Raw genomic sequence first — 14,420 nt, forward strand, 5'->3', positions numbered from 1 at the left:
AGTTAAACAACTCATGAAAAGAAAGACTCTTCAAACATCTGCTTTATAACAGTCCTTGCTCTTTAAAACTAAAATACCCAACACTTGTGATGATAATGTGATCCAGTAACCTAATCCCTATAGTCTGACAAGCTTCAGCCAAGCCTTTAGTTACAGCTTGATCCTCATCAGATGGCTTTAACCTTCCTTCTGGGTGGTTATGCGATATTATTATTGACGTTGTTTTTCTTATTAATGCCTTTCTTGTTACTTCTCTTATGTAAAAAGGCACCTGATCCACTGTACCAGTAAACACTCCTTACCCCTTTAAACGGCACTTTTGATCAAAATATATTATTTTCATCTTTTCCTCCTCTGAATAACCAATACTCACCCTCAAATATTTTACGATGGTTTCCAAGTTATCCATTACAGGTCCTTTCTTTAACTCTTCTCTTGGTACCCTATTTGAAGCTTCCTTTAGGCATAAAATTACTGCTACTGTAGAGTCGGTTATCCCTTCTATAGTTTTCAAGTCATCTATTTCCTGGCCTAAAATTCCTCCTATTCCAAAATTATCAATTAGCTTTCTAGCAATAATACGAGCTTCTTCCCTGTCATGCACTGCACTTAGAAACGTTTCTATTACTTCACGATCAAGTAGAGCTTTACCGTTGCTTTCTAATGCTCTGAATTCTATTTCTTCTCTACGATCTTTACTACTTTCCTTATTATTCATAAAAATTACCCTTCACTAATAACAAAATGTTTTTATATATTTACTGCCATTTTTTAGCAGTCTTGGCATAAAGCCATAGCTTTCGGGTGAAGTCAAATCAATTTTTCAATCTTTTTTATTTATTTTTTCATAAAATAGTAAAAATATTAAAAGATATGATTTCTTTATTTCAAACTTGTTGAATTTCGTCCAAAGAGATGCCTACTGTTTTTAAAATAATATTGATAGAAATTCCTTCCTTAACTAAATTCTTTGCAATTTTCATCTTTTCTACTTTCTTCACTTTCTCTTTGCAAACTTGTATGCTTTCAAACAGAGATTTTATTAATACATGACGTAGTTCTTGGCTTTTAATCTTTTTGTATTCTTCTATTAACCTTGATAGTTCCACTTCACTATTCTCATTTTCTGTCGTTTCTGGAAGTAGATCTATAATATTAATTGATAGTACCTTTGCTATTTCATCCAACATTTCAAGTGAAACAGCAGCTCGTCCTTGTTCATATTCATATATTCTTTGATTTATTATGCCCACTTTACTTGCTAAATCTTCCTGAGTGTATCCTCTTCTCAACCTCCATTCTTTTATTCTTTGACCTACTTTATACGGAATAGAAATTTTTTTCTCATCATTACCATATTCGTCAATAGATAAATTGGTTGTTCGAGAGATAACATCAACAGAAACTCCTACCTTAACTAAACCCTTTGCCACCTCTATTTTTACTGCCTTTCCACTTTCTTCCTCACTAATACGGATGAATTTAGTTAATAAATAAAACGTTTCACGTAATTCTTGATCCTTAATCTCTTTATGTTTTCTTACTAGATTTAGTACCTCCTCTACTTCATACCCTTTCTCATTTGATACTTCTTGTCCGCAAGCTAGATCTCTAGCAGTTGTTGATAATGCTTCTGCTAATTCATATAATTTCTTAATTGAAATTCTGCGTGTTCCTTTTTCATATTGTAGTATTACCTGATATGTTGTTCCGATTTTTTTTGCTAAATCTTTTTGAGTATATCCCTTTGCTAATCTACGATTTCTTACTTCCTGTCCTATTACTTTGTAATCTAAAAAATTAGAGCATTTATTCTCTTTTTTCACATTTTATACTCCATAACCAGAAGAGCTGTTACGTATACTTAATTGGGAACCTTTTTGACAAACTGAACTCATCTCCTTTCAAACAATTTTTCTATATCACTTAGTTTCATTTCTATATACGTTGGTCTTCCGTGATTGCATTGCCCAGCATACGGTGTTTCTTCCATTTGTCTCATCAACTCATTCATCTCCTCCAACTTCATTTCCCTTCCAGCTCTAATTGACCCATGGCACGCAATGGTAGCTAATATCTTGTTCACTTTTTCTTCTATAGGTAGAGTATCTCCTATCTCCATTAATCTATCAACTATATTCATCACCATCTCTTTCACATTTATTATTCCTAAAATTGCAGGTATTTCTTTCACCCTTACTTTATCTTCTGATTCTATTTCAATACCAAAACCCATTTCAAAAAGCTCATCTTTATAAGTTTCAACCATCTCCATTCCAGCTTGGTTTTTAATTTCAACTGTTTCAGGAAGAAGAAGTTTTTGTCTTTTTATGCTTGATTTTTGCTTTAAGCACTCGTATATCAACCTCTCGTGGGCTGCATGTTGGTCTACTATAATTAGCCTGTCTCCAGCCTCAGCAATAATGTAAGTGTTGTAGACCTGACAGCGTGCATACCCTAGAGGATGATCCGCTATTAAATCAATTTGCTCTCTTTCTAGAACCATAACTCCTTTCTGTGATGTAGATTTCTCTATACCTTCATACTTAAAACTTCCTGATAAGCTTTGCTTTCTTTCGTCTGGCGCGTTGAATTCTTTCATTAGACGATTTTCTAAAAGACTTGGTCTCTTCTCATAAAACTCTTTTTGATTTTTTTTCTCTTTACTATCAATCTGCTCTTGGTTTTTACTATCATTAAAAATCAGCTTCTCTTCAATACCTTGACCACTTGCTGCAAACCTCGTTGATAATGCTTTTATTATCCCTCTTCTCACTATTTCATATATTAGCCTTTTATTCTGAAATCTTACTTCTGATTTATTTGGATGCACATTTACATCTACTTGATCATATGGTGTCTCTAAGTGCAGCACTGCAAAAGGATACCTCCCACTTAGAATAAAATCTTGATACGCATATCTAATTGCACCAATAAATAGATTGTCTTTTATTGGCCTGTCATTAACAAACGTATAGATCTGTGTTGAATTGCCACGATTGATAGTTGGTTTACAGATGTGTCCCGTAAGTTTGATGCCGTCTTCTTCCTCTTTAACTTCCAGCGAATTGCTCTGAAATTCTTCTTCTATTTCACACAATCTGTTAAACAATGAAGTTTGCTTAACATATTTTAAGAGCTTTTTATTACCGGAAGTGAGAGTAAACCCAATACTATAATTAATCATCGCTAAGTTATTTACAATATCAACTATAGCTTGTGTTTCTGCCCTTTCAGTTTTTAGAAATTTTAGTCTATTTGGTGTGGCAAAAAATAAGTCACGAACTTCAATATACATACCTTCCAATAGAGAACAAGGGATAACCTCTCCTACTTTTTCTCCTCCTTCATAACTTATAGACCATGCTTCCTTTGCTCCACTTGCCTTAGATGATAATTTCATTCTGCTTACTGCTGCAATTGAAGGCAAAGCTTCTCCACTAAAGCCAAGATGTTTGATTTCTATTAACTCACTATCGCTTAATTTTGAAGTGGCATGCCTCATAAATGCTAGTTCTAGATCGTTCTTTTCTATTCCATTTCCATCATCTGTTACAGTGATAAGATTACGCCCACCACTTTCTATCTTGATCTCTATCTCTGAACTTCCAGCATCTATTACATTTTCTACTAATTCCTTTACTACACTTGCTGGCCTCTCTATTACCTCTCCCGCTGCTATATGATTTATAGTTTTTGTGTCTAAAAGAATTATTGTCATATTTTCAACTCTCAGTCTGATCAGTTTAATATCAATTAAAATCAGGTTGTCTATTAAATTCTATTCTAAGCCCTTTCATGAAGATCATTCTTTGACTAACATGTTTGAATTTTAGTTGAATATTTCTTCAGAATTGTGTATAATTATTAATGTTTTTCTCGTTAATTTCCTATGGCTTTATCTAAATTTCTAGATCCAAAAAATGACTGTGTGCTGCAGCAATAAGCAGAATAATGTTTGTGAGAAGCTTTATTGAAGATGAAGGAAGGTCCTTCGAAATCGGTTTTCAGGAGCAGGTTTCAAACCACCTTAAGTGGCTCTATTTAAGAGATAGGGTTATAAGCGTTAAGGAAAAATCAGCGTAAGAGTTGGAAGGTGAGGATCAGAAAGGCGAACGTAAGTGAACCACTGATGAACGTGTCGAAATGGGAAGTGAACATCGAAAGGGGGAGTGAGTCGTTCTCCTCTTAATGAGCTTACAAGAAACCTGATTACTGTGTAGGTGGTGTTCGGCATAAAGGTGGCGCGAGTCTGATCTGGGCTTTAACAAGGAACTGCAGGAACCAGTCGGTTTGATGAAAAGCGAGATAAGCAAGAGGCTAATCCTCAAGCTTTAGAGTAGCAATGCAAATCACTGGGGCGGATCAACTCGTAGTAGTGAAGAAGTGGTTGTAATGACCATGGAGCAAAGGGGTTGAACTAGTTGACTTTAGTAAATCATTCAACTTGAAGGAGAATGAAAATGATTGAACGAACAAAGCCGTTTGACATACCAAAATCTCTAGTGTTTTTGGCTTATAAAAAAGTTAAAGAAAACAGAGGAGGAGCAGGTATTGATGATCTAAGAACCTGTCTTGAAAAGAAAAAAAGGGTATGATGAGGTAAGTTAAAAATAGGAGGTAAGAATTGTATCCAAGCGATATAAGTGATAAGGAATGGGAAATTTGGGAGCCAAATGTTGCACAAGGAGCAATAGGGAGGCCAAGGAAGCACAACATCAGAGCAATTATTAATGCAATAAGGTATATAATGAGAGGTGGCTGCCAATGGCGAATGCTGCCAAAAGACTTTCCGCCGTGGAAGACTGTGTATGATCATTATTTTAGATGGCGTAATAACGGAAAATTGCAGGAAATACATGACACTTTGGTGAAAAAGGGAAGAGAAATGGTTGGTAAAAATGATACACCATCGGTTGGGATAATAGACAGCCAGTCAGTAAAAACGACTCAAAAAGGGAATCCAGAGGTTACGATGCTGGCAAGAAAATAAAAGGCCGTAAACGCCATATTATTGTAGATACATTAGGCCTAATCAATGTAGCTGACGTTCATAGTGCAAGCATTCAAGATCGTGACGGCGCTCTGAATCTTTTTTCTCAAGCTAAACAGAAAACTCCAACATTACAGAAGTTTTTTGCTGATCAAGGATATACAGGTGAGCTTCAAAATTGCTGTTTTCTGAAGACAAGATGTCTACTCACAATTGCCAAAAAAGCTAGTGATTCTGTAGGTTTTTAGGTCATTCCTAAACGATGGATTGTTGAAAGAACTTTCGCTTGGCTTTCGAATTTTAGGCGCATGAGTAAGGACTATAAACACTCGCCACTTACTTCAAAAATTAATATTTTCTTTGATATGATTACTATTATGCTTACTAAATTAACCGTTTAAATCTTTTCAAGACATGCTCTCAGGCTATAGTAATTAAGTCACTCAACTCTCTACTGAGAGGATGGGGAAATTACTATCACCATGTGTGTGCTAAAAAAGCGTTTAGAAAGATCGACAATGAAATTTGGCATAGTTTATGGAAATGGGCAAAGAAAAGACATCCTCGTAAAGGATTACGTTGGATAAAGAATCGTTACTTCAAAGTAATGGGTCAACGCCAATGGGTTTTTGCTGCACCCATATGCAAGAACAAACCAAAAGAGATACGGTATTTAAGACTGCTTAAGCTGATTGATATACCTATCAGACGACATGTTAAAATCAGAGCGGATGCAAATCCCCTTGACTTAAAATGGAAAAAGTATTTTGATGAGAGAGTGAAACGAACAAGAATGTTAGCAAGCTCCTTTTCAAGAGAAGGTTCTCTACTGTTAGTGTCACCACTAAAGTTGATGTATTCTGAGGATTTATGAAAGACAAGCCGGTTCTAGAAAAGAAGAACTTAGATAAGGGGCTCAAGCGTAGTGTGGGGAAACCTGCATGCTGCGTTTCTAAGGGAGGGAGTAGTAGTATACTGCTTCTTTACTTGACCATCTCGCTCGTGATAAAGGCTTTGAAAAACGTTCTCTAATTGCACATAAGTCAACAATAATTTTTATATAAATCAAAATAACATATTTCCCGCATAATCTTTAATAATTTTACATACAAGAGCAGTGTGCTTCCATGGTTCTCTCCGCGGTCTGATATGGCAACAAATTTGCCAAGCCGCATTATACTCGTTAGGTGGAAGTGGACGGCAACATGTGCTCAACGAAGTCTAGGCTTCAAGGTTTTTTCTTGCTTATCCCTTCCATCGGCATTACTACCTCAAGTAAAATTATTGTTTATGCTCCTCTTAATTTTAATAACAAAATTCTGTTTTATTGACCAACATTCTGTGCATAATTACGGCTAATTTTCTTGCTACTGCTACAATCGCTTTCTTCATTCCTTTTTTCTTTGCAAGTTTTAACCCCCAGCTTTTCAACTTAAAAATTTTCTTACTAACTGTAAGTAAGACTTGTGCAGCTTCATATAACATACTTCTACATTCCATGGACCCCATTTTTGATATACTACCATGCCGATCAATTTCTCCAGAAGCATATTGTCTTGGTGTTAGCCCCATATATGCTCCAACTGTACTAGATCTTTCAAATCTATTTGGATCATCCACTGTTGCTTTATATGTCATTGCTACTATATTACCAACACCTGGAGCAGTAGTTAATAATTTGCAATCCTCATCTTTTTTGCCTTGTTCTGAGAGCATCTCATCAAGCTTCTCCAATGACTTTTCTATTGCCTCTAAACTATAAACTAACGCTTCAATTGAAGCCTTGCTTACTTCATCCAAATCTTTAATTGCTTCTTCTATTCTTAAAGACAAGTTTTCAAATTTTGATCCTTGATCAAGCTTTATCCCATATATCTTCAGCAATCCTCTTATTGTTCCAATAATCTACTGTTTACTGCATATTAACTGTCTTCTGCTTCCAAGTGCTATTTTAATTTGACAAGATTCATCTGATTTTACTAGTACTTCTTTATATATTTCAGCTCTTATCATTTGAGCTATACCTCTTGCATCATTTTTATCATTCTTGTTTATCCTCGCAGATAACACTGCTTCCATATGCCTTGCATCTACACAAACTACCGGTAAGTTAAAACTTCTTAATTCTTTACACATTGGTATTGAAAGTTGTCCACTTTCTATTCCTATAGTTTCGTAATTTTTGCTTTGTTCAAGCAAGTACTCTGCTATTGCCTTACTTTCGCTTGCAACAACTCCTTCTTTAACAATTTTTCCTTTCTCGTCAACGATACTAACAAAAGTTTCTTTGAGTGAGATATCTAACCCGCTATAATATTTCATGAGACTACTCCTACTGTAAAACTTTAAATTATTTTTGAAGAACTAGTTCCATTGAGCTCGTTACTTCGTGCTAAGATGATGGAGTATGTCTCTCCATCATTCAATCGCAATTACAGTATGTGCTCAACTTTATGCCGCTAAAGCTTACTCAAGGCAATTAGATAAATCTGGTAATTACACTGATCTTCAGAAAGTCTTCTTTATTGCTATTTCCAATTGTAACCCTCTGCCTGAAGAAGTTGACTATATTTCTACTCATAATATACGTGATATCAAAACCAATGGTCATTACTTAAAAGATCTATAATTTGTCTTTATTGAATTGCCTAAATTTACAAAAAATAGAGTAGAGCAGCTAGAGAACACTACAGAGAGATGGTGTTTCTTTTTTAAATACGCAGAAGAAACAACTGCAGAAGATCTGAAAAAGATAGCAGCAGAAGCTCCAATAATAAAGCTAGCATATGATGAATTAGACAGGTTCCGCTGGAATGAAAAGGATTTGATAGCATATGAAGAAAGAATATTGAGCGTGCAGAAAGAAGCTGCTATTTGGGAACAATGTCTTGATGATGCTAAACAAGAAGGTAGACAAGGAGGCATCCTAATCGGCCATGAAAAGGGCAAAGCAGAAGGTAGACAAGAAGGCAGGGAAGAGGGCAGAAAACAAGCTAAAATAGCTGTGGCCAAAAACCTACTTAAAGCTGGCATCTCCATTGATGTTGTTTCTCAGACAACTAACCTTCCTAAAGCTGAAATTGAACAACTCAAGGAAAAAGCCTAATGCCCTGGTGATTTTTGCAGCTGATTATCTACTATTGGATCATTTAAATAAGTTTCAGGTTTGTTGTCTGCTTTTCCTGGCAATTGACCCTCTGACCTACCAATATTAGCAAGGAAAACAGCGGCAAATGTAGAATTAATAGTTCCTTTAACCAACCGCTCCAATAAAGGTTGTTTTGGCCTGCGTGCTTGCTCTGCTTCTTCAATTTCACGTTTCGAACCTATAAAAGGAATTACTTTGGTTGCTTGTATAACTTCTTCTACATTTTTGCTATCTTTCAAGTGGTCAAGATATTCTCTAGCTGTCATACTCACTTCTTTTTTATCTAGATGATCTTGGAATTTTCTGCTGCTTAAACTCATTTTAGCATTGATAAGCAATGGCACACTACCTTCTACATTAATTTTAGTTCCAAAATCATATAACTGTACTCTGGATAATTCTTGACTATTAATCTTGATAAGACCAAGCTCTTTATCTTGCTCTGCTAGCAGTTGACGTTCTGTTTTGATTTCTTTTGCTAAAATTTGTTTATCTTTATCAGGCAATAAATTGTTAGCTTTATAAACATCAAAGTGTTCAACAAGAAAACCTTTTTCTTCTACTTTATAGCCAGCATATTCTACTCCTTTCTCTACAACTTGCATAAGCTGATCAACACTTTTTAGTCCAGAAACAAATGCTGCATTACTGTCAAAATAAGCATAATTGTTACCTGTTCTATAAATAGCAACAACGTGATTACTGGCAACTAAATGAATAACAAAACCACCTTTGATTCCAGCTACATAATGTGATAAATCATCAAGTGCTTTATATGCTTCAGTATAAATTAAGTTCGAAGGCAGACTATTTGTAGGTGAACCTAGTTGTTGTTCGAAACTGTCAAGTAATTTACTAAAAGCAAAGACTTCTCTTTCTTCTCTTCTAGATACCTGCTTACCTTGCACTATGCGCTCATAAACTTCAGTTGAAGTTTCTAAATTGTTCAAAAATGATTTGTTACTCTGTAAAAATAAAGCTTGAGACAAGCCACGTGTAATTGGTATACACATACCATCAATTTCAATTCCACGTTCTTCAAATGAAGGTAAATAAAGCCCCTGCTTTACTGATTCAATGGATGACACAAATTTTGATAAGCACAATTGTTCTTTCTTATTATAGCATGTTGATTGTATTTGTTTTTTCCTTGCTCCTCGTCTCGTGGATAAATCTCTTGAGCTGCCTGCTACTGTATTCAAAATTTTATCATCTTGCCTGCTCTCACTTCGGTTAGTGATACTCTTCCGGGTTTTTCTCTTAACTTTAGAATCATTTTGTTGTGAACTATCAAGCTTTTCTATTGAAGCAGCGATGTGCTCTATAGCTATTGTATTACTTTCATTACTATTTTCGCATGGCTCAAGATATTCATGTTCTATAGATTCTTCAAGACTACTTTTATTACTATTTTCATATGCGTTAGCCGGTGTCTCGATATTACCGATAGTATCTTGAAGCACTTTTTCACTTCTAGCTGTAGTAGTTTTGGCTGTTACAACAGTGGGCTGCTGCTCTATAGTTATTTCTAAAGGTTTGTTGGCTTCTTCTCCGCTAGAAACTTTTGGCTTTTGTATCGCAGTTTCTTTGGAAGTAGTGGTAAATCTATCATTCCAATTTTTGAATTTTTTAGCAATAGCTTTCCCTATCTTTTTCATAATGTTTTTCTCTCTATTAAAATTTGTTGATTTAGTTGTAGTAATTGAAATAGCAAACCGGTTAGGTTGCCTAGTTTGGTTCTTTCTTTCAATCAAAGGTATTCTACTGTTTTAAATTCCCTGTAAAGATTTAGCTTATCTTTTACATCTAAACAGCATTAACACGATTTGGCTTTTTGTAGATGAGTAATTCTCTAGGGATTATCCTATTGAATTCTATGATATTATTTTTTGTAACATTGTTATACACGTCATGGAAGTGAAGCTATTGTATTTGCTTTCGCCAATCTGCAGATTAAAAGGTAAGGATTACTTAATGTATCGGCGTCTTATGTTCAATTTTTTGCAGTATATAGATACTGTATGTCTTTACAAAACTTCATCTACATCTAGATTTTTATCTAAATAAGCTGAACGCGCTTACAAAGCGTTACAAGACATCAAAAAATGCCAATACTCGACAAAGATAGTAAAGGACTAGCTAACTCGGGGATTCTTTGTCTTTTTTTCTGCTTGGTAAATTTCTTAAACATTTGCAGCGTAGGTTAGTTGCAATTAAAAGCAGCTTAATCTCGCTTATCAAGCGTTTAAAACATAAAAAACGCCAATATTTTAAAGCGGATAATAACCACGGGGCTTCTTTGCCTTTTTTTTCATTTGGTAAATTTCTTAATGTTTATAGCTAAAAGAGCCCAAGAGAAGTGTCATTCCAGTGCTTGACACTGGAATCTAGAAAAAAAGAAGCTGGATCCCAGTGTCTGGGCACTGGGATGACAAAGAAATAGGCACTGGGATGACGAGAAAGGAGTACTGGGATGACACCTACGCACGCTCACTTTGTCATTCCAGCGTGTGACCAGAAAAAACATAGACCCCAAGTGTCAGCTACTTTCATGACATCATTATAAAGTGTCACGCGCTGGGATGACGAAGAAAGAGCATAAGGCATTGTGTTTTACGTTGTGCATTTTATTAACCGACACTATAAACAACATCCTTACAATTATGAGATTGGACTACAACTTGCTCAAGCGTTAAGCTGTTGCGTTTAGCGTCTTTACTGTGGTTTTCTCCAAGAACCTCTGTTCTTTCTTGTTTTATTTCTTCAATGAATTTCTTGTTAACGCTTTCAGTGTTAATCTTTTCCTGAGAATATATAAGGTTAGTGCAATTTGTTTTTCTATAATAATGCACGCCAAGACATATAATTGATAATGCAAATATACCAGAACCTATAGGTAATGATAATCCTATGTTATTAGTCAAAGGGTTTTGGTAAAATTTTTGTATATTATTAACACCACCTTCCGCATACAGCAATAAAGGAAGTGCTACATTTGCAGCAACTACACCGTTCAGTAATGCAGTAAATAGTGGCCTATTGTTAATTACTGATTCTATTTTATTAGTTCTACTAACTACTTTTTCGTCAATGTTAATGAAGTTGTTTTTAGCTTCCCAAGCATTAAGTACAAAATTTGAATGAGTGCCATTGCTATATTCCAGTCTTACAGATTTTATAGCTTTATTTTTTAGCTGATGCTCCAACACATCAGCTAAAATTTCATTCGCATCTTCTTTTTGAATGTGATGTTCTTCAGTATTTCTAAACTGTTTTATTGCAAAAAATATTGGACTAATTGCAAGCAACGCAGCAAGTGCGATAACTGGTATAGTGATATATTTTGGGCTGTTTGTAAAAAATGCAATAAATTTTGCTTTATCTTGTAAATACACTAAAGCTGCAGATGTGCTGAGTATAATAGCAGTGGGAGTAAAAATTATAAAGCCCTTCTGCTGCATGGCATATTTTGCTCTTGGCAAGAATCTGTTTGTTTTTTTATTTGTTGTGCTACCTATATCAGAATTTAGTGACAAAGACTCTTCAGAGTCCTCTTTGCTTTTATACGATGGTAAAGTATTTGAAGACGTATCTAAACTATTGCTGTGTTGACTTGATTTTTCATAAAAATTTTTCTTACTTTCTTTATTATTCCCAAATTGATCAAATACTTTTCCTTCAGAAACTGATCTTTTCATTCCTGGGCTTTGATCATCTATTCCACTATCTAAACTCTTTTTCGAAGATTTTGTATCTGGGTTTATAGTTGCATCCATAGGTTCTTCTGGTCCATTATCAGATGATCCTCCTAAACCTAAACTTGCTGTTGGTGATAGTGTATCTGAGGTAAAATTTTCTGCTTCTTCAGGCGATGCTTGTTTGGGAGTACTTGTCCTAAGTGCTGTTATTGGTGGAATTCCTGGCTTCGTCCCGTCATCTTTACCTGTTGGCGTATAAGAAAGTGGTTTTACTGTATCTTGATCTTGTGTTCCTGGCATATCTGCTCCAAAATTAATTACTATGTTGCGTTAATTACGCTATAGTTATTAAGATATAGTAAATACCAGTTTATGGATAACTCTAGAAAAGCTTAATATAGGAATTGTCTATCAAAGATCCTTTCATTGAGTGAGTCATCTTTGTCAAAAAGCAGAGTGATTGTGTTCTCATGGTCTTTTTGTATTTTTATCTGTGATATATTATGAAACTCTTTGTAATCTGATACTACAAGCGCTGGACGGTTTTTTGTGTCGTTAATGTCAATTTGTACGATCGTATCATTTGAGATTAGTGCTCCATTCCAATGCCTTGGGTAATAGCTATTGATGGAGGTCAGTGCAAGTAAGTTTGAATTTAGTGGCAAGATTGGGCCACCGGCAGAGAAGTTATATGCAGTGCTGCCTGTGGGAGTAGATAATATTACTCCATCCCCTCTAAATTTTTCTACTTTTAGTTTATCATTAATAGTAATATTCATCTCTACTATTTGGTTTGCTTTCCTAAAAACATATACTTCGTTTACCGCTATATAGTGGTATTTCTTGCCACTTGTGTCTGTTGCTTCCATTTTTAGTAAAGTTAACTGAGTTGAAGTTGCGTGCTCTATATGATCAATTAAATCTTCACTGCGGCTAAAGCATTTATTCATCAAAAACCCAACATTGCCAGTATTTACTCCGTATACGTGTGTGTTTTTGTTTTCTATAACGTAATTATGCAAGGTGCGTAGCATAAAGCCATCACCGCCAACAACTATCAATAGATCGATTTCGGACTTATTTCCTTCTGTTATATTGATAAAATTAAGTTTCTTTAATAGTTTAGATACTTCCTGCGATTTTGGTGATTGAGAAGCAACATAGCCTATATTTTTGTATTTATGCATGCTTCAGTAAACTCTCTAAAACTTAAAGAGGAGGAAAATTAGAAAATGCTTCCATATTTATCGTTAAACTTAGCTAATTTGCTAGTTTTACTTGCTGACCCGCTTGTCAAACTTCCAGTCCATGCAGGGTGAGTGAGAGGATCCCTATCAAGTTTTATCTTATCACCTTCCTTTCCATAAGTGGAACGAGTTTCAAACTCTTGACCATCTGTCATGACTATAGTAACCTTATGATAATCAATTTCTGCCATTGTTGCTTATAAACTTTTAGTCAGTTAATATTCTAGTGAACTTAATTCACTAAGTCAATCATTATTCTAAAATATTGACAAAAAATAAATAAAGTAGTATATTTAATAAGGAATAAATAATAACTATCATGATTTTTGCTTTCCCTGGTCAGGGCTCTCAGTTTGTAGGAATGGGAAAGAGATTATATAGTGAGTTTTCCGTTGCAAGACAAGTATTTAATGAAGTGGATAGCATATTGGGTAGAAAGCTGTCTCATTTAATCTTCAACGGTCCTATTGAAGAATTAACCATTACAGAAAACGCTCAGCCAGCTATAATGGCAGTGTCAATCGCGACGCTACGTGTTATCGAGCATGTGTTTGGTGAATCTCTTTTTTCTGGTCATAATGTTAAATATGTTTGTGGGCATTCAGTCGGTGAATATACAGCGCTATGTGCTGCAGGGGCATTGACTCTTGAGTCTGCAATCAAGCTGCTGAAAGTTCGCAGCGAAGCAATGCATGAAGCTTCTTTGAAATGTGAAGGGGGAATGGTTGCATTGCTTGGAGCGGAGCTAAACGAAGTGGAAGATGTTTTAAAATCAGTCCAGATTGATAGAGTTTGTGAAATTGCAAATGATAACGGTGGTGGGCAAATAGTGATAAGTGGTACTAGAGAGGGTCTTGAAATATTACCCGATTTGCTCAAGAACTTGAACATCAAGAGATTAGTTAAGTTACAGGTTAGTGGACCTTTTCACTCATCTCTTATGAAACCTGCTGATGAAAAAGTTTTGGAATTTTTGGAGGGTATTAAAATAACCCGTCCTATAGTTCCTTTGATATCAAATGTTACAGCTAAAGAGGAGAGTGATCCCAAAGTTATAAAAGCTTTACTTGCTAAACAAGTCATAAGCAGAGTGAAATGGAGAGAAATGGTTTTGTATATGGCAAGCCGTGGCATTAACAAATTTGTTGAAATTGGCCCTAATAAAGTTTTATCTAATCTAGTTAAAAGAATTGACCAATCTATCAGTACAAAAAGTATAGGTAATATTGGTGATATTGACGGCTTCTTTAATGAATCATTAATATTGACAGCAAAAAATTTAAAAGTTGGATTAAGTTAAAGCACATCTATTTGATGTCATTCCAGCGCGTGAC

General features: G+C 35.1%; 11 protein-coding genes and 4 pseudogenes. 6 read left to right on the forward strand and 9 right to left on the reverse strand.

Annotation, left to right across the window (positions count from 1 at the left end; translation table 11 throughout):
- Positions 1-43: 43 nt before the first annotated feature.
- The 3 genes and pseudogenes from AAGD91_RS05120 to mutL form a co-directional block, all read right to left on the reverse strand.
- A pseudogene (locus tag AAGD91_RS05120) lies at positions 44-718 on the reverse strand (JAB domain-containing protein).
- A 169-nt stretch (positions 719-887) separates the two neighbouring features.
- Positions 888-1,826 (reverse strand): helix-turn-helix transcriptional regulator, encoded by a 939-nt coding sequence (locus AAGD91_RS05125; RefSeq protein ID WP_341820865.1) that lies wholly within the window; start codon positions 1,824-1,826, stop codon positions 888-890.
- A gap of 68 nt (positions 1,827-1,894) precedes the next feature.
- Positions 1,895-3,721, reverse strand: coding sequence for a DNA mismatch repair endonuclease MutL (gene mutL, locus AAGD91_RS05130; protein WP_341820866.1), 1,827 nt, complete (start codon positions 3,719-3,721; stop codon positions 1,895-1,897).
- A 742-nt stretch (positions 3,722-4,463) separates the two neighbouring features.
- Here mutL and AAGD91_RS05135 point away from each other — a divergent pair.
- The 4 genes and pseudogenes from AAGD91_RS05135 to AAGD91_RS05150 all read left to right on the forward strand — a co-directional run.
- Entirely contained in the window at positions 4,464-4,598 is a 135-nt protein-coding gene (locus AAGD91_RS05135) for a hypothetical protein (RefSeq protein WP_341820867.1), read from the forward strand.
- A 29-nt stretch (positions 4,599-4,627) separates the two neighbouring features.
- Positions 4,628-5,394 (forward strand): annotated as a pseudogene (locus AAGD91_RS05140) (IS5 family transposase).
- A gap of 53 nt (positions 5,395-5,447) precedes the next feature.
- Positions 5,448-5,867 carry a group II intron maturase-specific domain-containing protein gene (locus AAGD91_RS05145; RefSeq protein WP_341821518.1) on the forward strand — a complete coding sequence of 140 codons (420 nt, stop codon included), beginning with the start codon at positions 5,448-5,450 and terminating at the stop codon, positions 5,865-5,867.
- A pseudogene (locus tag AAGD91_RS05150) lies at positions 5,864-6,021 on the forward strand (transposase); the annotation flags it as partial. The gene AAGD91_RS05145 and the pseudogene AAGD91_RS05150, both read left to right, overlap by 4 nt.
- A 277-nt stretch (positions 6,022-6,298) precedes the next feature.
- Here AAGD91_RS05150 and AAGD91_RS05155 read toward each other — a convergent pair.
- Together AAGD91_RS05155 and AAGD91_RS05160 are read right to left on the reverse strand one after the other, a co-directional pair.
- Positions 6,299-6,877 (reverse strand): IS110 family transposase, encoded by a 579-nt coding sequence (locus AAGD91_RS05155; protein ID WP_341820868.1) that lies wholly within the window; start codon positions 6,875-6,877, stop codon positions 6,299-6,301.
- A 21-nt stretch (positions 6,878-6,898) separates the two neighbouring features.
- The gene (locus AAGD91_RS05160) at positions 6,899-7,315 is read right to left on the reverse strand and encodes an IS110 family transposase (RefSeq protein WP_341820869.1); all 417 of its coding nucleotides are present in this window, start codon (positions 7,313-7,315) and stop codon (positions 6,899-6,901) included.
- Between the two features lie 121 nt (positions 7,316-7,436).
- On the opposite strand from AAGD91_RS05160, the pseudogene AAGD91_RS05165 reads away from it, so the two are divergent.
- Positions 7,437-8,099, forward strand: a pseudogene (locus tag AAGD91_RS05165) (Rpn family recombination-promoting nuclease/putative transposase); the annotation flags it as partial.
- Here the strand turns inward: AAGD91_RS05165 and AAGD91_RS05170 are convergent.
- The 4 genes from AAGD91_RS05170 to rpmE form a co-directional block, all read right to left on the reverse strand.
- On the reverse strand, positions 8,096-9,895 hold the full coding sequence (locus AAGD91_RS05170; protein ID WP_341820870.1) for a hypothetical protein: 1,800 nt from the start codon (positions 9,893-9,895) through the stop codon (positions 8,096-8,098). The pseudogene AAGD91_RS05165 and the gene AAGD91_RS05170 sit on opposite strands and share 4 nt — an antisense overlap.
- 876 nt (positions 9,896-10,771) lie before the next feature.
- Complete coding sequence (locus tag AAGD91_RS05175) at positions 10,772-12,139, reverse strand: hypothetical protein (protein ID WP_341820871.1); 1,368 nt, start codon at positions 12,137-12,139, stop codon at positions 10,772-10,774.
- A 92-nt stretch (positions 12,140-12,231) separates the two neighbouring features.
- The gene (locus tag AAGD91_RS05180) at positions 12,232-13,026 is read right to left on the reverse strand and encodes an NAD kinase (RefSeq protein WP_341820872.1); all 795 of its coding nucleotides are present in this window, start codon (positions 13,024-13,026) and stop codon (positions 12,232-12,234) included.
- 38 nt (positions 13,027-13,064) lie between these two features.
- A complete protein-coding gene (rpmE, locus tag AAGD91_RS05185) occupies positions 13,065-13,277 on the reverse strand; it encodes a 50S ribosomal protein L31 (protein ID WP_265032789.1) in 213 nt (70 codons plus the stop codon).
- A gap of 128 nt (positions 13,278-13,405) precedes the next feature.
- On the opposite strand from rpmE, the gene fabD reads away from it, so the two are divergent.
- Positions 13,406-14,386, forward strand: coding sequence for an ACP S-malonyltransferase (fabD, locus tag AAGD91_RS05190; RefSeq protein ID WP_341820873.1), 981 nt, complete (start codon positions 13,406-13,408; stop codon positions 14,384-14,386).
- The last annotated feature ends 34 nt before the right edge of the window (positions 14,387-14,420 follow it).

It is taken from the genome of Wolbachia endosymbiont (group A) of Myopa testacea, assembly GCF_964027115.1.
Lineage (GTDB): Bacteria > Pseudomonadota > Alphaproteobacteria > Rickettsiales > Anaplasmataceae > Wolbachia.